Genomic DNA, 21,109 nt, shown 5'->3' with positions numbered 1-21,109 from the left:
ATACGGATTTTGTCCCAAAAAGGGCCCAAAGTAACAACGATTAACCATTAATCGATATGTAAATTGTCTATACAATTATTATCCAAAAGCGGATATTTAAACGGAAATTTCTCCTGAACAATCTTTTTGTTACTTACCCATGTGCCATCGAGTACCATTTCCTGTCCTTTTTTTCCCAGCATCCACCTGATCAAAAATGACGGTGTAGGAAGCTTTAGGTACAAAGGGCCATAAGTACGCCGGGCGATTCTTTTGGTAAATTCGGCAAGGGGAAGCGGTTCAGATGAGCAGGCATTGTAAATGCCTGCGAGGTTATTATTTTGTATGCCAAATAACAACATACGACAGAGATCATCCATATGGATCCAACTGAGCATCTGCTTGCCCGAACCCAATATTGGAATTGAACGAAAGGGTAGGAAGCGGCCGATCTCCTTTAACAATCCCTGGTCCTTGCTGATCACAACTCCAAAGCGGAATACAACAAGCCTTTTTCCCAACGTTTCAATAGGCTTAACACTGCCTTCCCAAAGGTTGCAAACCCAGGATAGAAAATTGCCCCCTTGGGGGTCTCCTTCTATAAAAGGCCTTTTCTGGTAAGGGTCGTCCGTTCCATACCAACCAATAGCGGAAGCTGATAGGACAGCTTTAACACGATTTGGTAGCTTTTTTAAACTTTGGTAAAGCAACTGCCCACTTTCTACACGGCTGGCAATAATTTCTTGCTGATACGCTTTTGTCCAGCGCTTGGCGTTAAGGTTTGCGCCTGCCAGATTGATGATATAGTCAGCTTCTTGAATTGATTTGACATCTACCTCCTGTTTTTTGGGATCCCAATGTACATACTTAACCTTGGCTTGCGCAGGATACGACTTGGGATTTCTGGTAAAAATAATCACATCATAGTGATTGGCAACCAATAGCTTTGTCAAATGGAGACCAATAGCTCCAGTACCACCCGTAATAACCACTTTCTCCATGAATCGAACGTTGATTTTAATAAATTAATTTGATCATTTCACTCCTCCCTTTACTACTGATACTAAATATACTGTTTTGGTTTATAAAAATCATGAATTGACGTGTAATCATCAAAAAAAGGTTTATTTCTTTACGAGATAAACCTTTATAAAACAGTTGTAAGTGTTACTAAAACGATGCAATATGTTAAAGAGTCTGAATCGTGCTGCCGCATAAAATACTAGTTGGATGTCGGAACCTTTTGAAAACTTGTACCACCCCATTGGAACTCTTCCTGCTTTTTTGTGATTTTAAAATTTGGATTTTTTGCATTTTCGTCCAAAGCTTCCCCTTCTTCGATGTACTTATAGATAATCTGATTGTTTTTGCCATGTTCGGAAGGAAATAGCATCTTTTCATCGTAATAATAAATACCCGCATCAGCGACCGAATACCGACTCGGTAGATCGATAAGTTGCTTTCCTGTCCAGGCCATATAGTAATATTCCGATGGTATGCCGCAGGCTTCACCCAAGAACTCCATACGCAGAATTTGCTTGACGTTTTGCAGACCCATTGCCGGAAGCAATTTACTTTGAGCGAAGGTTTGCCCAGAGTAAGTGAAAGGATAGGTATGTTCTGCTAGAAAGTCTCCATTTGCATCGAGAATTTTGACACCTGTTGAGAAATGATTCTGTTCGTCGCTAATTTCGGTTAAACGTTCAAAACCGTATATGTATTGCGAGCCATCTGAGGCACTTTGTTTTCCAAGCGCCAAGAGCCCCAGCCAAATAAAGCCAGTTTTTTTGATGCCATCTTTAGTATAGGTTATTTCATGCCAAGGGGCATAAAAATTTTTTATGGTATTTCCTTTAAATGGTGGGCTAGTGATCGTAACGACATTTCCTACAGATAGCGAATCTACCATGGCAGCTTTAAGATTAGGTTGCTTGCGTACGTAAGCTTTTGCCACAAAGACGGTGGCCTGCTGACCAGCCCGAACATTCCATAAGTTGAAGTTATCGTCGAATTTTAAATTTTCCTGCGCTTCTGTGTAAAGTGGCTCTACAAATAGTATAACTAAACAGTATCCAATTAATTTTCTCATATTTCACCGTTCTTTATTGCAAAAATAGACCAATTGGTCCTAAACTTGATCACTGGTTTCAGGTATTTTTTAGCAGTCGTAGGACCAATTTTTATCTATTCAACAACTTCAGCTATGCTATCGTTCTATTAACTCTTCTCAAACTTTTATACTACCCAAGTGCAAACTATCTGTATTACCTTCGCCATAGCTTTCTAAAAAGAAGATAAACATTTCATAGGTCACTTCGTTTTTATTTTTCTTGATCTTAATGTTTTGTTTTCCAGAAGATAAGGTGCTCTCTAAGTCATTGGTTAACATCTGAAAGGGCACTCCTTCATCTGCCGCACTATACAAAACTAAGAAGGAGTTGTAGTGCTGGGTTTTAAATTTTTCTTCCAGATAAGTGTCATATTCCCAAGTAACTTCAAGCACTTGATTTTCCAGATCATATTCGATGCTATAAGAACTGATGGGATTTGGACTTCCTTTCGCGATCATAAACTTCTGCCAGTCAATCGCAAAGCCATCATCTTGGCGAATAAGAGCTTCTTTCAAATTATACGACATCGCGGCGTCGTATGGCCTTTTAGGAGCGCTATATGTCTTATACCCCAATTTGATGATCGGATTGAGCATAATGATATGTGATCTCACCATTTTGAAACGTGTTCTATAAAGCAACTGACCAGCACTGGGCTTTCGCTTTTTTACGCGAGGAAGAGAGCGTACATAATTTCCTGCTTTAGTCAAAACAAATACAACAGAACCTGCCTTTCCGGAGACCGTTCCATTAACGCCATTTTTAATGATTGCCATAATTGCTTATAAGGTTATAAACATTTAAGATAAGCATTAAAGCTGGAATAACCTAATCCCAATCTATCCCAATAGACAATATTAATTCATTTTTTAGCCAATGATCAGTCACTACTTAGTCACTGCTGGCTGAATAATGACTGAGTAATCACTGGACGAGCACTGAACAAGCACTGTCTAAACGGCAAATTTGGCTACAAGTTGATGATGTTTTGCTGGCGTTAGATATTAACGGATTAAAAGTTCGGATGAACTATATCTTTGTAACAAAAATCTTGTCAAATCATAGCTGATAGTTGTGTAGCTGCTTTGTTGATAAAAATGAATTCACTTTTTTATAAATAAACTACTAAGTATATAGATATTATTGTAAATAGTTTTATATTTGGGTAGTCGTTAACGATTGGCGTTGGCAACGATTACAAAATTATCTCATTAAATATTTTACAAGTATGAAAAACGACTACTTTTTCTATCGAGAGAGCAACCAAAAATGCTTCATTGCATCTAATTTTTATCTATTTATTTGTCGAATGCGCATGTGCTGAAAAGCACGACCTTCCTGCTGCTTATTGTCCAATAAGCATTCCATCTTATTTATAACAAGAGTACCAATGGCGTTGGCACTTGTTTGCATTTTCACATTAAATAGAATTTACGATGAAAAAACACAGAGTACTTTGGTATTCTCTTTTAGTTGTGCTTTTTCTGTACGCATTTGGAAGTGTACAGGCACAAGAACCCAAACCAATTATTAATGCATCGTTAATCGGTAAAGTTATCGATGCGAAAACCCATGAACCTCTTACGGGCGTTACGGTACAATTGGAAGCTGTAACACATCGTGTACAAACGGATAACCGAGGTAATTTCCAGTTTGTGACAGGACAGAAGCTCCCTTTTACGTTAATAGTCAGTTTTGTAGGCTATGAGAAAAAACAGGTAGTTGTCAATTCTTCACCGACTGTAATAGCGCTATCGCCCGTCTCAACAGACTTAGGTGAGGTTGTGGTTGTAGGGTACGGAACCCAGAAACGTCGTGATCTCACCGGGGCTGTGGCGACCTTGCCTGAGAAGCTTCTCAGACAGCCCGTATCCTCGCTTGATCAGGCATTGAAGGGAGGAATTTCGGGCGTTCAGGTTACACAAACTTCGGGACAACCCGGCGGAGGTGTGAGTGTTCGCATTCGTGGCGGAGCATCCATCCAGGGGGGAAATGAACCCCTCTATGTTATTGACGGATTTCCAATATACAATCAAACAGAAAGTACAGGAATAGGGAGCGGCACACCAGTAAACCCATTAGCAAGCCTCAGCCCAACAGATATTGAAAGTATTGAAGTGTTAAAAGATGCTGCTGCAACTGCAATCTATGGATCCAGAGGTGCCAATGGGGTGATTTTGGTAACAACAAAAAAAGGTAGAGCAGGACAGGTACAATTAAACTATGAGGGGAGTTTTGGAGCACAAAACGTATTAAAACAAATCGAGGTACTGAATGCTCACGATTTTGCAATCTTAAGAAATGAGGCCTTGTACGATGCAAATCCCAACCTCGGAGCTTTTCAATACCGCAGTCAAACTGAAATCGATCAGCTAGGTGCTGGTACAAATTGGCAAAAAGAGGCTTTTCAAACTGGAAAGATTTATAATCAGCAGTTTTCTTTATTGGGTGGAGCTGAAAAGGTGAAATACTATTTAGGCGCAAATTATTTTGATCAGCAGGGTGTCATTGTCAACACGAATTTCAAGCGTGTAGGATTTAGATCAAATATCGACGCAAATCCTTTCGACCGGTTACAGGTTGGTGCAAATTTATCCATCAACAAAACTTATGCGCAAATAGCGCCGACAGGAATTGTCAATGCTTTGCTTATGATGCCTTCGACGGCAACTGTGTATGATGCCAACGGTGCCTATACATTACGAAATCCTTTTGAAAACATCTTTGCCAACCCAATAGCTACCTTGAAAGAAACGACAAATTCATCCAATGGACTACGGATACTGGGAACTTCTTTTGGACAATATCGTATTTTAAATGGTCTACAAGCGAAGGTATTGGTTGGCGTTGACCTAAATGGCCGAAATGATAAGTTTTATTTGCCATCCTATATCTATGAGGGGGCAGGTTCAAAGGGGAAAGCAAGCTTAGGGAATTGGGATGGAACCTCATGGCTGAATGAAAACACATTAAACTATTCGGCGAACACAGGAAAACATACGTTCAATGCTTTACTTGGATTTACTCAGCAAGAATCCAAAAATGCGATCTTCAACGCTGGAGCGGAAAATTTTGTGACCGACGACTTACTGTTCAATAACCTGCAGAGTGGATCCTCCATTGTACGTCCTTCTTCTGACAACTACGCATGGGTATTGCACTCTTATCTTGCCAGGGTAAATTACAATTACGCAAATAAATATTATGTTTCGGCAAGTCTCCGTCGTGATGGTAGTTCCCGCTTTGGGGCAGACAACAAATGGGGAAATTTTCCGTCGATAGCACTTTCTTGGCGCGCTGGCAATGAGTCTTTTTTTAAGGAAGCATTTCCTGGAGTAGATGATTTTAAGATTCGTACGAGTTTTGGAACCACGGGTAATCAGGAAATCGGGCAATATCAATCATTATCTACCTTATATAGCCTAAATTATCTGTTTGGAAACAACGTGGTCACTGGTTTTGCCCCGCAACGTATTCCCAACAAAAACCTCGGTTGGGAAAGCACTGTACAATATGATGGCGGGTTTGATATCAGTTTACTTAACAACCGTCTTCAATTTACAGTTGATTATTATTATAAAAAGACAAAGGATCTCCTGCTTAATGTGGAAATACCTTGGACCTCCGGTTATGCCTCTTCCCTTCAGAATTTTGGGTCTGTATCAAATAAAGGATTTGAATTGGGGTCGAAATCGAGGAACATCGAGGGATTGTTCAGCTGGAGCACAGATGTAAACTTTTCCCTAAATCGCAACACCGTACTGAAGATTGGTGACGGCGCCAGTTCTTATATTTCTGGAAATTATAGCATTAAAGCTGGAGAGCCTTTAGGCACCTTCTATGGCAATGTTACCGATGGTATTCTGCAGTCGGGAGAGGAGGGTACTAAAGGTAAGTTTACAGGGAATGCGAGTCCTAAAGCGGGTGACCGTCTTTACAAAGATATCGATGGTGACGGACAATTTACGACTGCAAATGATAGAACGATTCTAGGTAATGCACAGCCGGATTTTATTTTCGGATTGACCAATAGTATGTCCTATAAGGGTTTTGATCTTTCGTTTCTCATCCAAGGCACTGTCGGGAATGATCTTCTGAATATTAATAGGCAGAATTTGGAGATGTTTACCGGTCAACAGAATGCATCAATTGATGCATTGGAGCGCTGGACTCCCTCAAACCCGAGTCATTCTTATCCCCGGGCGAAGTTGGATCCAGCTCCTGTATTTTCGGACCAGTTTGTAGAAAGCGGCTCTTTTGTTCGGCTAAAATCATTGCATTTTGGGTACAGTTTTCCTAAAGAGTGGCTTCAGGACGCTAAAATAAAGGGACTCAATCTCTATCTAACAGCTCAAAATCTTTTAACCTGGACCAAATATAAAGGTTTTGATCCGGAGGTTACCTCAGGGAGCAATGTACAGATAGGTACCGATCTGGGCATTTACCCTGCATCTAGGTCTTTTTCTGCTGGAGTTTCATTGACCTTTTAATAGATCTCTAAATAGAAATAGTGAGAAGTCCTGAGTTTAGCTCATTATCAATAAAAAGCAATTTATCAAATGAAAAAAATACATGTTTTACCCACTGTCATTCTGATTCTTCTAACGGCAATTTCCTGCTCGAAATTGGACGAGGATCCCGCAAGTGCTTTGGTTTCGGAGCAATATTATCTTAATCAGGATCAAGCCATAGCTGCAGTGACAGGAACTTACAGAAAGTTATATGAAACTGGACAGTCTTTGTACAACAGCTTGCTCCAGATTGGTGTTGAAATGGCCACAGATGATTATGAAGCAGGGCCGAGGGCTAGAAATGCACATGTTAGAGCGCTGAGCAATCTAACCCATGATGGATCCAATGACCGTATGGAACAGCTCTGGAAGCAGAGCTACGATGCGATCAATGCTTCAAATGTCAATATTGCTAAAATAAGTGTGCTGTCTGCAAGTCAGATCGATCCAACTCTCCAACAGCGTCTGATCAACGAAGCGAAATTTTTGAGGGCACTCCACTACTTTAATTTAGTGCGTTGGTTTGGACCAGTTCCACTGGTAACGAGCCCAGTAGAGTCTTTATCTCCTCAAGAACTCTATGTGGCCAAAGCGACAGAGGATGCGGTGTATGGATTGATAATAGCAGATTTAAAATCTGCTTCGGCGCTGCCTAACTATAAGTCTTATTCGGAATCAGATAAAGGACGCGCCACTGCTGGAGCAGCCAAAAGTCTTTTGGCTAAAGTCTATCTGACGCGAGGGGATTGGGCCAATGCAAAATTATTAGCGAAGGAAGTTATCGATAAAGAAGGTTATGCGCTTTTCCAAGATTTTGCCGATGTCTTTAATACTGGGGAGAAAAATGGCATTGAACATATATTTTCAGCTCAATTTAAAGGCAATAGTGGCTATCAGGGGAATTCATTGGCCAGTAGATCTGCGCCAGCCGATATTCCTGGCATAAATGGGGATTATGCAGATGCGCTTCATAGCGAAGGAGGATTATATAAAAGCTTTGCAACACATGACAAACGTCTTTCTGTGACCTTTACAACGGGAATGGTGTCCCCAATAGATGGTAAATACTATGCCTTAAACAAACCGCAATTTAGTAAATATTATGATGAAACGGTTGTAGGAAATCAGGGGCAGTCTTCCAAAAATACGCCGATCATCCGTTATGCGGAGGTATTGCTAATTTTTGCAGAGGCCGAAAATGAGTTGAACGGGCCGACTTTAGAAGCGCGTAATGCGATTAATGCGGTACGTCGTCGTGCAGGAATAGACGAAGTATCCGTTACGGAAACGAAGGATGCTTTTAGAGAATTGGTTTTTGAGGAGCGCAGAAAGGAGCTTGTTTACGAATATCAACGGTGGTTTGATTTGGTTCGCAGGGGAGCTACCTATTATGTTGCTAAGCTGAAAGCTGCCGGCAAGACGAATGCATCGGCTCGCCATATTCATTTTCCGACGCCACAACGGGAACTGAATCTCAATCCTAATCTCTCGCAGCACCCCGATTGGATCAATCGATAAGGTATTAATCAAATTTTAAGTAGATGAAAACGACATATTTATTAGTTGCACTTTGCCTAACCATCTTACCAAGGATAAGCTGGGGACAGGACAATCGACCGAATATTGTATTGATTTTGGTAGATGATCTGGGTTTTTCGGATATAGAGCCCTATGGAGGAACGGACCTGCAGACCCCCAATTTGACTGCCTTGGCTAAAGAAGGAACGATATTTCAGGAATTTTATAACAATTCCATTTGTGCCCCTACGCGTGCTTCTTTATTGACGGGACAGTATGCGCATCGCGCAGGTGTAGGTTATTTTAATGTGAATCTTGGGCTGCCTGCCTATCAGGGTTTTTTAAATCGGGAGTCACGGACGCTGGCTGAGGTTTTGAAACAGGCCGGCTACTCCACTATTATATCGGGAAAATGGCATGTGGGTGATGATTACGATCAGTGGCCGGCACAGCGCGGGTTTGAGCGGTCTTTCAATTTTGTTGGCGGGGCGTCCAATTTTTATGAAGTAAATGGACCGGAGCAGGCAACAGTACCGCTCATCCGGAATAATAAACCCTTTTATTTGCCAAAGGGACGTTATTTGACAGATGAGATCACGGATCAAGCCATTGGTTTTCTGAAAGAACAGCAGAAAGATAAAAAACCATTTTTCCTGTATTTGGCATTCAATGCCCCACATTGGCCCCTGCAGGCACCAGAAGAAGAAACTCAAAAGTATAAAGGAGTCTATCGTGGGGGATGGGATAGCCTGCGTACGCAACGTTATGAAAATGCGCAGCAAAAAGGTGTGTTCCCGCTAGGGCAGGGCATTGCAAAAAAGGACTCGACCGTACAAAACTGGGATAAATTGACCTATGATGAGCAGCAGTATTGGCAACGTCGGCAACAGGTCTTTGCCGGCATGATTGATCGCATGGATCAGAGTATCGGCCGCATAAGAAAAACGTTAAAAGAGCTAAAAAAAGATAAGAATACACTAATCATTTTTTTGTCGGATAACGGTGCCCAGGGCGGGGATCGTACACGCGTGTATACGGCAAGGAATACAGAGACTGTCGGATTACCAGGTTCCTATGATGTGCAAAACAGCAATTGGTCCCAAACCGGAAACTCACCTTTGAGAAGTTACAAAGATAATCCGTATGAAGGTGGCATTGGTGCCCCCTTCATTGTGTGGTACCCAAAAGAGGTGCGGAAAAACGTGATTAAGAAGGGTGGAGGCCATCTTATTGATATCGCTCCCACCTTGTATGACTTTGCAGGTGCGACCTATCCCGAACATGTCGGCGACACGGCGATAAATACACTTCCGGGGTTGAGTTTGAGACCGCTATTGCGTTCAGATAGCAATCAGGTCGATCGGCATGTTCCGCTATTTTGGGAACGTGCAGGCAATCGTGCCGTGCGATATGGTAAATGGAAATTAGTTTCTTTATTTAAGGATGGTAACAAACCCGAATTATACAATATCGATGAAGACCGAAGCGAAAACAACAATCTTGCTAGCCGTTATCCAGCTATCGTGAAAGATCTCGAAGCAAGGTATAAAGCCTGGGCTGAAGAGAATTCCGTTGTGGATTACAAGCGTTTAAAAACAAACAATCAATTTCGATAGGACTATAAATGAAGAACATGAAAAAGATAATTTTGACATTATACCTTGTGGTTGCTACACTGTTAGGTTATGCACAACAAAGAAAGCCAAATATCATTTTGATTTTGGCCGATGATTTAGGCTATTCCGATATTGGAGCATACGGTTCGGAAATTTCTACACCCAATTTGGATCGTTTAGCCAATGAAGGGCTAAAGCTGACGCAATTTTATAACAATTCGATATGTGCGCCGACAAGGGCCTCCCTAATCACAGGGCAATATCAACACAAAGCTGGCGTTGGGTATTTTTCCAACGATCTCGGACTGCCTGCCTATCAGGGTTATATTAATTCGGAATCACTGACCATTGCCGAAGTCCTCCGGTTGAATGGTTATATCACGGCAACCTCGGGTAAATGGCACGTGTCTGGAAAAGGGAAAAGTTTGCCCTGGGAGCGCGGTTTTGATTTGGTATTTCCAAGAGTGGAAAAAAATGCAGATTCAGGCGCGCCGACTTTTCATGAACAAACCGATTCTGAAGGCTATCCCTTGGAAGGTTCATTTTCGACAGAGGTAATCAATCGTCAAGCTGAGGCGTTTTTGGATCAAATCAAAACGCAGGATAAACCTTTTTTTCTCTATTTGGCACATACAGCCCCACATTGGCCATTAGTAGCGTTGCCGCAAGATATCGCCAAATATAAAGGCCGGTATGACAGTGGGTGGGAGGTGATACGTCAAGAGCGCTTTGAACGCCAGAAACAATTAGGACTGGTATCCCAAGCGACCCAACCATCGCTTGTTGATGCGGATATTTACGATTGGTCACGATTATCATTTGATCAAAAAAAGCTGTGGGCAAAAAAAATGGAAGTGTTTGCGGCTATGGTCGACAGATTGGATCAGACTATAGGAAAATTGTTAGATAAGCTAAAAGACAACGGACAATTGGACAATACACTGATTGTTTTCTTGTCAGACAACGGTGCGCCGGCCGAAGATCTTGTTCGCTGGTATCATGGCGCCCGGATAAATAAAGGACCGGTTGGGACACTGGGTTCTTATGAATCGCAGAGTAAAAATTGGTCATATGCCTCCAATACACCTTTTAAAGCATTTAAAGATTATACCTATGAAGGTGGGATTAATACCCCATTTATAGCTTGGTTTCCTGGTAAAATCGCGAAAGGCGTCAAGCAGGGGACTGGTCACGTCATTGATCTGGCACCAACTTTTTACGATTTGGTTGGTGCGGTATATCCAAAAGAATACGAGGGGCATAAGGCGAATGCTTTACCAGGAAAGAGTTTGCTTCAGGTTTTGTTCCAAAATCAAGATACCGTTCGGCGACAAGAAGGTTTATTTTGGGAGCGCGCTGGTAATCGAGCTGCACGTATTGGAAAATGGAAACTTGTATCGAGCTGGCCGTCCTATAAATGGGAACTTTATGATCTTGCGCAGGATCCTACTGAACGGAACGATGTTGCCGGACAGCATCACGACGTCGTGTCTCATTTGTCTACTGCTTATTTCCAGTGGGCGAAAGAAAACGGTGTTGTGGATTTTGCAGAATTGGAAGCTAAGGAACCCAAAAGTATGAAGGATTTTAGGGAAAGTAAAGTGCAGGAAATCCCGGTGCCGCGCAATTTCTAACTGCTTAAATGTAAAAAAGCTTTCTGATTTATCAGAAAGCTTTTTTTGTCTTTTGCGGAGAGGGCGGGATTCGAACCCGCGGTACCGTTTCCAGTACGACAGTTTAGCAAACTGTTCCTTTCGGCCACTCAGGCACCTCTCCTCGTTTTGACATTGCAAACATAAAGCAATTATTTGATTCTGCAAAGTCTAAATAATAAAAAAAATGCAAAAAAAATGTAACGTTGCAATAAGCGTTTGACAGTCAATTTGTTGTTTGGCAATTAAAATTATATTGTTTTTTTGCTTAAATCGTAATCCACCCGAACATGATAGATACTTTTGAGCATCGCCTTAAAAATAACCGCAGATTCGGTGATATCTTTTAAGGTAATGTTACTATTGTTGAACTGTCCACGCATCAATTTGTGTTCAATAATCTTATCCACAAGATTATTGATGGACTCTTCGGATGGCTCTTTTAATGCGCGGGACGCAGCTTCAACGGAGTCTGCCATCATGAGCACTGCTGTTTCCTTTGAAAAAGGAATGGGGCCTGGATAGGTAAATAACGACTCGTCCACCAATTTATCCGGATTGTTCTTCACGAAAAGGTTATAGAAATAATCTACACGGGTAGTGCCATGGTGCGTGCGGATAAAATCAAGGATAACGTCTGGCAATTGATGTTTTTTAGCAATATCGACACCCTTTATGACGTGCGAAATAATAATCTGTGCGCTTTGTTCAGGGGATAGCTCGTCGTGAGGATTCTTTTCTGTCTTTTGATTCTCGATGAAAAATTGAGGGTTAGTCAATTTGCCGATATCATGATAGAGTGCTCCGGCACGTACCAGTAGTGGATTTCCACCAATTTTATAAATTGCCGCTTCCGCAAGATTAGCTACCTGTAAGGAATGCTGAAAGGTCCCCGGGGCTTTGAAAGAAAGTTCTCTTAGCAATTTGGAATTACTGTTAGTAAGCTCCATGAGGGTAAGGTCAGACACGATACCAAACAATTTTTCAAAGGCATAAATCATGGGGTAGGCAAGGAGCGTAATCAATACGCTGACGAAGAATGGAAGGAGGTCGGACCAATAGATCGTGTCAATGGAACCATTTCTGGTCACCACCAATCCAATATAGGCAATCCAGTAGGTTCCCAGAATGATTGCCGATGAAATAAACAATTGCTCTCTTTTAACCAATGTTTTGATACTGTAGATCGCAACTATACCCGCCATAAATTGTAGAAAAACAAATTCAAAGCTATTTGGGACGAATAATCCTGCTAATAGCACCATCAATAGATGGATATTGAGCGCCACACGTGTGTCAAATAAAATACGAATGATAATGGGGACCGCACAAAACGGTATATAGTAAAGGTTGGGTATTTTGATTTTAATGGCCCAGGATAAAACGGCAAGCATACCGATGATGACGATCATGATAATGACGAGCAATCTGTTGTTAAAATAGATGTCTTTTCGAAACAGAAAAAGGAACACCATCAAAATAGAAAGCGCCAGTGAAATGATCAAAAATTGACCTAAAGTCACATAATTTTGGTTGCCACTGATCTTGCCTTCGTCTTCGTATACCTTACGTAACGATTCAAGCTTTTGGTAGGTTTCATTGGAAATTATTTTATCTTTTTCGGCTATCAGTTCCCCTTTTTGGACAACGCCACGCGTAGCTGAAATGTTGGCAATCGCGTTTTGTTCCAAGGCCTCTGTCTGCTGATCATTATAAATGTAGTTAATGGTAATATAGTTTTTTAGTGTCTCCACCAGCCAGCTCTTTTGTTTTATTTTGGTCAGTTTGGGCATAATGTCGTCCATATAACTGTAGGAGCTCTCGATCGTATAGCAGTCGGCCGTATTTTTTTGGCTGGCGACTTTGTCTTGAATGAGCGTAAAATTATAATGCTTAGAGGCTGGGGATTTGTCGTTACTACGGTTTTGAAATCTATTGTTCAACGATAGGATACCTTTGCTATAGAGATGATTGAGGATGGCGTTTCCGGCATTTCTATAATCCGCTATATTTTCATGTGTCGTATCTAATTTGCTGCTCTGCCACTTTTCGGCCAGATCGGTGTTGAATTGATCAATTTGCTCTTTGCTGGTGGTTGTATTGGCATTGTAGATAGGCTGAATGGTATTTAAGATACTTTTCTTGTCCGCATTCAATTCTTCTTGCGTTTTTAATATGGCAAAATTGTAGGGCGATATTAGATTTTCGTGATTCCATACTTTACCTTTTTGAAATTCATAGCGGAAACGGGGTTGTTTGGGAAGAAATATACAGATCAAAAAGATGGTAATAAGTATTAATCCAATTTTGCGGACAAGGTTTTCCGTTGTATTTAATTCTCTTCTGTATTTTATTTTTAGTCTTCCCACTGCGAGCTTTATTTTTATATGCTGTAAATATACAAATGTAGTTATAATTTATTTTCTGCAGCTTCTGCCAATTTTCGTTTATGGGCATTAAATAGGGTAAAGGCTGTGATGAACAAAAAATACTTGTTATCTTTGCAGAAAAAATACAACATGTCAACAAAATCACATCTCATTGCACCATCCGTTCTTGCTGCAGACTTTGCAAAATTATACGATGATATCATCATGGTAAACAACAGCGACGCAGATTGGTTTCATATTGATATTATGGACGGCGTTTTCGTTCCTAATATCTCTTTTGGATTTCCAGTTATGCAGGCTATTGCAAAACATGCAACTAAACCGTTGGATGTACATTTGATGATTGTTGATCCAGATCGTTATTTGCAAGTATGTAAAGATTCAGGCGCAGCAATTATTACTGTGCATTACGAGGCCTGTACGCATTTGCATCGTACACTGGCTGCTATTAAAGAGTTGGGGTGTAAAGCTGGGGTTGCATTGAATCCACACACTCCGGTGGCTCTTCTGAAAGATGTGCTAGCGGATTTAGACTTGGTTTGCATCATGTCGGTCAATCCGGGATTTGGTGGTCAAAAATTCATTAATAACACCTATGCCAAGGTTCAGGAGTTACGAGCGATGGCTGCGGGTGTGAACGATGGCCTGTTGATTGAAATCGACGGGGGAGTAACGACTGCGAATGCAGCACAGCTATTGAAAGCTGGGGCAGATGTGCTGGTGGCCGGTTCATTTGTGTTTAATGCCACAGATCCTTTGGAAACTGTCAAAGCGCTGAAAGATATTGATATACATGTAGAAACGATATAAAAAGAATAGGTGGTTTAGTCAAATAAATCACCTATTTTTTTTGAACGTCAGGCAGTAGAAATAGCGGATAGGAAAAAAACGGGCATGATTGCGCAAATGCTGTTTAGAACAATTCCAAATTGATTTAAATAGATGTAACGCATGCGTTTAAAGCTGTATTTTCACTATTTTTGTATTTAGTCATAGGAGTTGATTTACGACAAATAAGTTAACTTCAAACATGAAGTGGAAGGGCTAAATTGTGATTTGTTCGGGAAACCGATAGATGGCTTATTAGCTTAATTATATTACAGTCAAGGTGGTTTAGCAAGACATCGTGTCTTTTTGGCTACCCTTAAAATAGAAAGATAGATATCTATGAGTATTTACAACGATTACGTACAAGAGGTTGTAGAACGAGAAGGCCAGGGTTTACATCCTAAGCCAATTGATGGAGCAGAATTACTAAGTGAAGTAATTGCTCAGATTAAGGATTTAAACAACGATAATAGAGCAGATTCTTTACGATTGTTTATTTATAATACACTGCCGGGCACTACCCCTGCTGCTGGCGTTAAAGCTCAATTTTTGAAGGAAATTATTTTAGGCGAATCTGTTGTTGCTGAAATTACACCTGACTTTGCTTTTGAGCTATTGTCTCATATGAAGGGTGGGCCTTCTATTGCGGTGTTATTAGATTTAGCTTTGGGTGACGATGTAGTGATTGCAAAGCAAGCTGCAGAAGTGCTTAAAACACAAGTTTTCTTATATGATGCTGATACAGCTCGTTTGAAAGATGCTTATCAGCAAGGTAACGAAGTCGCTAAAGATATTTTGGAAAGCTATGCAAAAGCGGAGTTTTTCACGAAGCTACCTGAGGTGCCGGAAGAAATTGAAGTGGTTACTTTTATTGCGGGTGAGGGTGATATTTCAACAGATTTATTATCCCCGGGAAATCAGGCGCACTCACGTTCGGATCGTGAATTACATGGTAAATGTATGATCACACCTGAAGCGCAGCAGCACATTCGTGAATTGCAGGCGCAACATCCAGGTAAAAGTGTTATGCTGATTGCTGAGAAAGGAACAATGGGTGTAGGTTCCTCTCGTATGTCGGGAGTAAATAATGTGGCACTTTGGACCGGTAAACAAGCAAGTCCTTATGTTCCTTTTGTCAATATTGCGCCGATTGTAGGTGGTACGAATGGTATTTCGCCAATTTTCTTGACAACGGTAGATGTGACCGGTGGTATTGGTATCGACTTGAAAAACTGGGTGAAGAAAGTGGATGAGCAGGGTAATGTTGTGCGTAACGAGAAAAACGAACCCATTCTTGAAGAAGCTTACTCTGTTGCGACAGGCACTGTTTTAACCATTAATACAAAGACGAAGAAATTATATCATGGCGAGCGTGAGCTGATCGATATTTCGAAAGCTTTGACTCCACAGAAAATGGAATTTATTAAAGCCGGTGGCTCTTATGCGATTGTTTTTGGTAAAAAGATCCAAACATTTGCTGCAGAGACCTTGGGCATTCAAGCGCCTACCGTATTTGCTCCTTCAAAAGAGATTACTATTGAAGGGCAAGGCTTGACAGCAGTAGAGAAAATCTTCAACAAAAATGCGGTCGGTGTTACACCTGGTAAGGTCTTACACGCAGGTTCTGATGTTCGTGTTAAAGTAAACATTGTTGGTTCTCAAGATACAACTGGTTTGATGACCGCACAGGAATTGGAAGCTATGGCTGCTACGGTCATTTCGCCAACAGTGGATGGTGCTTATCAATCGGGTTGTCATACCGCATCTGTATGGGATAAAAAAGCGCAAGCAAATATTCCAAAACTGATGAAATTTATGAATGACTTTGGATTAATCACTGCGCGTGACCCACAGGGCGTATATCATTCCATGACTGATGTTATTCATAAAGTTTTAAACGATATCACTATCGACGAATGGGCCATCATTATTGGTGGGGACTCCCATACGCGGATGTCCAAAGGTGTAGCTTTTGGTGCTGACTCTGGCACGGTTGCATTAGCGCTGGCTACAGGGGAGGCTTCGATGCCAATTCCTGAGTCGGTAAAAGTTACCTTTAAAGGAAGTATGAAAGAACATATGGATTTCCGTGATGTTGTTCACGCTACCCAAGCGCAGATGCTGCAGCAATTTGCTGGAGAAAACGTCTTCCAAGGTAGGATTATAGAGGTTCACATTGGTACGCTTTTGGCTGATCAGGCGTTTACATTTACAGACTGGACAGCAGAAATGAAAGCGAAAGCTTCCATTTGTATCTCGCAAGATGATACCTTAATCGAATCGTTGGAGATCGCAAAAAAACGTATTCAGATTATGATCGATAAAGGCATGGAAAACAAAAACAATGTTTTGCAGGGCTTAATTGACAAGGCTAACAAACGTATTGAGGAAATTAAATCTGGCGCTAAGCCTGCTTTAACTCCGGATACAAATGCGAAATATTATGCTGAAGTTGTTATTGATCTGGATATCATTGAAGAACCGATGATCGCTGACCCAGATGTGAATAATGCAGACGTTTCCAAACGTTATACACACGATACGATTCGCGACCTTTCTTACTACGGTGGAAACAAAAAAGTAGATTTAGGTTTCGTCGGTTCGTGTATGGTTCACAAAGACGATTTGAAGATCGTTTCTAAAATGTTGAAGAACATTGAAAAACAAAAAGGCGCAGTTACTTTTGAGGCTCCTTTGGTCGTCGCAGCCCCCACTTATAATATTATTGATGAGTTGAAAGCAGAGGGCGACTGGGAATTCCTGCAAAAATACTCTGGATTTGAATTTAGCGATGCACTACCTAAAAGTACTGCACGTACAGAATATGAGAATATTATGTATCTAGAGCGCCCGGGTTGTAACCTCTGTATGGGTAATCAGGAGAAAGCCGCAAAAGGGGATACGGTCATGGCGACTTCAACACGTTTATTCCAAGGTCGTGTCGTGGAGGACAGAGACGGTAAGAAAGGAGAGTCTTTGCTGGCATCGACTCCTGTAGTTGTGTTATCAGCTATCTTGGGTCGTATTCCGAACATTGACGAATATAAAGCTGCTGTCGAAGGAATTAACTTGACAAAATTTGCACCTATTCCGACAAAATAGTAATAATTAGTGTTTAGTAACTTAATTAAACAAATAAATTAGAGAGATATGGCTTTTGATATTGATATGATTAAAAAGGTCTATAGCCGTTATGACGAGCGCATTGCTGCTGCTCGTCAGGTGGTTAATAAACCTTTGACTTTATCTGAGAAAATATTGTATGCACACCTTTGGGATGGCAATGCTACTGAAGATTATAAGCGTGGCGTTTCTTATGTTGACTTCGCTCCTGATCGCGTCGCTATGCAGGACGCTACGGCTCAGATGGCGTTATTGCAATTTATGCAAGCTGGACGTCCCAAAGTTGCAGTTCCTTCTACCGTTCACTGTGATCACTTGATTCAGGCAAAGGAAGGGGCAGATAAGGATTTGGCCCGTGCTAAAAATGAAAGCTCTGAAGTATTTAACTTTTTGAGTTCTGTTTCTAATAAGTATGGTATCGGTTTTTGGAAACCCGGAGCAGGTATTATTCATCAGGTTGTTTTGGAAAACTATGCTTTTCCGGGCGGAATGATGATCGGTACAGACTCACATACGGTTAATGCCGGTGGTTTGGGTATGGTTGCTATTGGTGTAGGCGGTGCTGATGCCTGTGATGTGATGGCTGGACTACCTTGGGAGCTGAAATTCCCGAAATTAATCGGTGTTAAATTGACTGGTAAGTTAAGCGGATGGGCTGCTGCCAAAGATGTTATCCTTAAAGTTGCTGGTATCTTGACCGTAAAAGGTGGAACTGGAGCGATTGTGGAATATTTTGGCGAGGGAGCAGAGTCGCTATCTTGTACAGGTAAGGGAACCATTTGTAACATGGGTGCTGAAATTGGTGCGACAACTTCGACTTTCGGTTATGACGAATCCATGGAGCGCTACCTACGTGCTACGGGACGTGCCGAAGTCGCTGACGCGGCAAATGCGATTAAACAACATTTGACAGCGGATGCTGAAGTTTATGCTAATCCAGAACAGTATTTTGATCAGCTCATCGAAATTAATCTATCCGAATTAGAGCCATCGCTCAACGGTCCTTTTACACCAGACTTGTATACGCCAGTGTCTCGGATGCGTGAAGAGGCTGAAAGAAATGGCTGGCCTTTAAAAGTGGAATGGGGATTGATCGGTTCATGTACAAACTCATCCTATGAAGATTTGTCACGTGCCGCCTCTATAGCAAAACAAGCGGTTGATAAAGGTTTGATTACTAAAGCTGAATTTGGTATAAATCCGGGGTCAGAACAAGTTCGTTTTACAGCTGATCGTGATGGTTTGCTGAAAACATTTGAAGACCTGAATGCAACGATATTTACGAATGCTTGTGGTCCATGTATTGGTATGTGGGATCGTGTAGGGGCTGATAAACAAGAGAAAAATACCATCGTTCACTCATTCAATCGTAACTTTGCGAAACGTGCAGATGGTAATCCTAATACCTATGCATTTGTGGCTTCTCCTGAACTGGTAGCGGCAATTGCAATTTCTGGCGATCTGGGCTTCAACCCAGTGACGGATACGTTGACGAATAATAAAGGTGAGCAGGTGAAATTGGATCCACCGGTAGGGGACGAATTACCTACCAGAGGATTCGCCGTAGATGATCCAGGTTACCAAGCACCGGCTGCTGACGGTAGTTCCGTTGTCGTTGATGTGGCGCCTACGTCCGACCGCCTCCAATTATTGCAGCCTTTTGCGGCATGGGAAGGCACTGATTTGAAGGGTTTGAAATTATTGATTAAAGCGAAGGGGAAATGTACGACAGACCATATTTCGATGGCTGGCCCTTGGTTGAAATACCGTGGACATTTGGATAACATTTCAAATAATATGTTGATCGGTGCGGTGAATTTCTTCAATGAGAAAACAGATAATGTTAAAAATCAATTGACAGGCGAGTATGGCCCTGTGCCAGCAACACAACGTGACTATAAAGCACATGGTATTGGTTCAGTTGTCGTTGGCGACGAAAACTATGGGGAAGGTTCATCCCGTGAGCATGCTGCAATGGAGCCTCGTCATTTGGGTGTTCGTGCGGTATTGGTTAAGTCTTTCGCCCGTATTCATGAGACAAATTTGAAAAAGCAAGGAATGTTGGGATTGACTTTTGCAAATAAGGACGATTATGATAAAATTCAGGAAAACGATACCATCGATATTATCGGTTTAACTGAATTTGCTCCAGGTAAGCCCTTAACGCTGGTATTGCACCACGATGATGGAACACAAGAGAAGATCTTGGCAAACCATACGTATAATGCACAACAGATTGAGTGGTTTAAAGCTGGTGGCGCCTTAAATATAATTCGCAAAAATCAAGCACAATAGTGTTGATTAGCATACAAAAAAAGCCGCTTTCGTGTAAAGCGGCTTTTTTATTTTGTTTTGGAATGACATTTCTGTGATCTTCGTCATATTTTACTAATTCTCATTGAATTTATTTGCTTATAAAATAGAATGCCGGTACTTTTGCCCAACGTTTTTAGCACTGATATGAGAAAAATATTTTTAACAATTGGAGCGCTTGCATTGAGCGTTTCGGCTTTATTTGCACAAGAAAATCCCGAAATAGGAAAGAGTATTTTCAAACCAAAAAATTTGAGAACCGAAAGTAATAAAGGGAAATTCTTTTTCTTTTGGGGGTATAACTTCTCTTCCTATGCAAAATCTGATATTCATTTCACAGGTCCCAATTATGATTTTATTCTTCACGATGTAAAAGCTGCCGATCGCCCAACTAAATTTGGTTCGACTTATTTTGATCCAAGTCGGTTGACGATCCCGCAATTCAACCTTCATTTTGGTTATTATATCAAAGATAATTATTCCATTTCATTGGGCTGGGACCACATGAAATATGTCGTCGATATACCTCAACAGGTAAAAATTTCAGGTTTTATTGGTGAAGAGATTTCTAATCCAGGTATCCCGACTGGAAACCGTGCCGGTCAATATAATGGTGAATTGATTACGGTAGATTCCGCTATGCTAACATTTGAACACACCGACGGTTATAATTTTGCTTCGGTGGGCTTGGAGCGTTACGATGATATCATCAACAATCGAAAGGGCCAACAGGTGCTGACAATGGAATCTGGTGTAGATGTAGGCTTACTAATCCCGCGTTCGGATGTTCATCTTTTTGGTGAGGGAGCAAACCACTTTTGGAACATTGCTGGTTATGGCGCTTCGGCAAAAGTTGGTCTGCACTATCGTTTTTACAAAGGGCTGTATCTTCAAGGAAATTTTAAAACTGGATGGACTGATCTAACCAACATTCGTACAACTGGAAGAAGAGGGGTAGACAAGGCGTCGCAACAGATCTGGTTTTTTGAAAACTACTGGGCTTTAGGCTTTAGGTTTTAAAACCATGTAAAAAAACAGGCTACTTTAAAGGAGGGCACTGAAAAAGTC

General features: G+C 41.3%; 12 protein-coding genes and 1 tRNA gene. 8 read left to right on the top strand and 5 right to left on the bottom strand.

Annotation, left to right across the window (positions count from 1 at the left end; translation table 11 throughout):
* Positions 1-47: 47 nt before the first annotated feature.
* The 3 genes from B3E00_RS03980 to B3E00_RS03970 form a co-directional block, all read right to left on the bottom strand.
* Complete coding sequence (locus B3E00_RS03980; RefSeq protein ID WP_293884524.1) at positions 48-980, bottom strand: TIGR01777 family oxidoreductase; 933 nt, start codon at positions 978-980, stop codon at positions 48-50.
* A 221-nt stretch (positions 981-1,201) separates the two neighbouring features.
* Entirely contained in the window at positions 1,202-2,068 is an 867-nt protein-coding gene (locus B3E00_RS03975; protein ID WP_293937077.1) for a hypothetical protein, read from the bottom strand.
* A gap of 138 nt (positions 2,069-2,206) precedes the next feature.
* Entirely contained in the window at positions 2,207-2,866 is a 660-nt protein-coding gene (locus tag B3E00_RS03970) for a DUF6266 family protein (RefSeq protein ID WP_293888044.1), read from the bottom strand.
* A 660-nt stretch (positions 2,867-3,526) separates the two neighbouring features.
* On the opposite strand from B3E00_RS03970, the gene B3E00_RS03965 reads away from it, so the two are divergent.
* The 4 genes from B3E00_RS03965 to B3E00_RS03950 all read left to right on the top strand — a co-directional run bounded on the left by B3E00_RS03965 (position 3,527) and on the right by B3E00_RS03950 (position 11,369).
* The gene (locus tag B3E00_RS03965; RefSeq protein WP_293937074.1) at positions 3,527-6,580 is read left to right on the top strand and encodes a SusC/RagA family TonB-linked outer membrane protein; all 3,054 of its coding nucleotides are present in this window, start codon (positions 3,527-3,529) and stop codon (positions 6,578-6,580) included.
* A gap of 69 nt (positions 6,581-6,649) precedes the next feature.
* On the top strand, positions 6,650-8,119 hold the full coding sequence (locus B3E00_RS03960; RefSeq protein WP_293937071.1) for a RagB/SusD family nutrient uptake outer membrane protein: 1,470 nt from the start codon (positions 6,650-6,652) through the stop codon (positions 8,117-8,119).
* A 23-nt stretch (positions 8,120-8,142) separates the two neighbouring features.
* Positions 8,143-9,735 carry an arylsulfatase gene (locus B3E00_RS03955; protein WP_293937068.1) on the top strand — a complete coding sequence of 531 codons (1,593 nt, stop codon included), beginning with the start codon at positions 8,143-8,145 and terminating at the stop codon, positions 9,733-9,735.
* A gap of 17 nt (positions 9,736-9,752) precedes the next feature.
* Positions 9,753-11,369 (top strand): arylsulfatase, encoded by a 1,617-nt coding sequence (locus B3E00_RS03950; protein WP_293884530.1) that lies wholly within the window; start codon positions 9,753-9,755, stop codon positions 11,367-11,369.
* A 55-nt stretch (positions 11,370-11,424) separates the two neighbouring features.
* On the opposite strand, the gene B3E00_RS03945 is transcribed toward B3E00_RS03950, so the two are convergent.
* Positions 11,425-11,511 (bottom strand) — tRNA-Ser (locus B3E00_RS03945).
* Between the two features lie 127 nt (positions 11,512-11,638).
* Complete coding sequence (locus B3E00_RS03940; RefSeq protein ID WP_293884531.1) at positions 11,639-13,756, bottom strand: HD family phosphohydrolase; 2,118 nt, start codon at positions 13,754-13,756, stop codon at positions 11,639-11,641.
* 150 nt (positions 13,757-13,906) lie between these two features.
* Here B3E00_RS03940 and rpe point away from each other — a divergent pair, with 150 nt between their 5' ends.
* The 4 genes from rpe to B3E00_RS03920 all read left to right on the top strand — a co-directional run bounded on the left by rpe (position 13,907) and on the right by B3E00_RS03920 (position 21,061).
* On the top strand, positions 13,907-14,587 hold the full coding sequence (gene rpe / locus B3E00_RS03935; protein ID WP_209579149.1) for a ribulose-phosphate 3-epimerase: 681 nt from the start codon (positions 13,907-13,909) through the stop codon (positions 14,585-14,587).
* 357 nt (positions 14,588-14,944) lie between these two features.
* Positions 14,945-17,707, top strand: coding sequence for a bifunctional aconitate hydratase 2/2-methylisocitrate dehydratase (locus B3E00_RS03930; protein ID WP_293888050.1), 2,763 nt, complete (start codon positions 14,945-14,947; stop codon positions 17,705-17,707).
* Between the two features lie 48 nt (positions 17,708-17,755).
* Complete coding sequence (locus tag B3E00_RS03925; RefSeq protein WP_293888051.1) at positions 17,756-20,023, top strand: aconitate hydratase; 2,268 nt, start codon at positions 17,756-17,758, stop codon at positions 20,021-20,023.
* Positions 20,024-20,188: 165 nt separating this feature from the next.
* Positions 20,189-21,061: a hypothetical protein gene (locus B3E00_RS03920; protein ID WP_293884532.1), complete on the top strand. Its 873-nt coding sequence runs from the start codon at positions 20,189-20,191 to the stop codon at positions 21,059-21,061.
* Positions 21,062-21,109: the final 48 nt, after the last annotated feature.

Source organism: Sphingobacterium sp. UBA5996, assembly GCF_002429765.1.
Lineage (GTDB): Bacteria > Bacteroidota > Bacteroidia > Sphingobacteriales > Sphingobacteriaceae > Sphingobacterium.
This window is presented reverse-complemented; position numbering and strand designations above follow the sequence as displayed.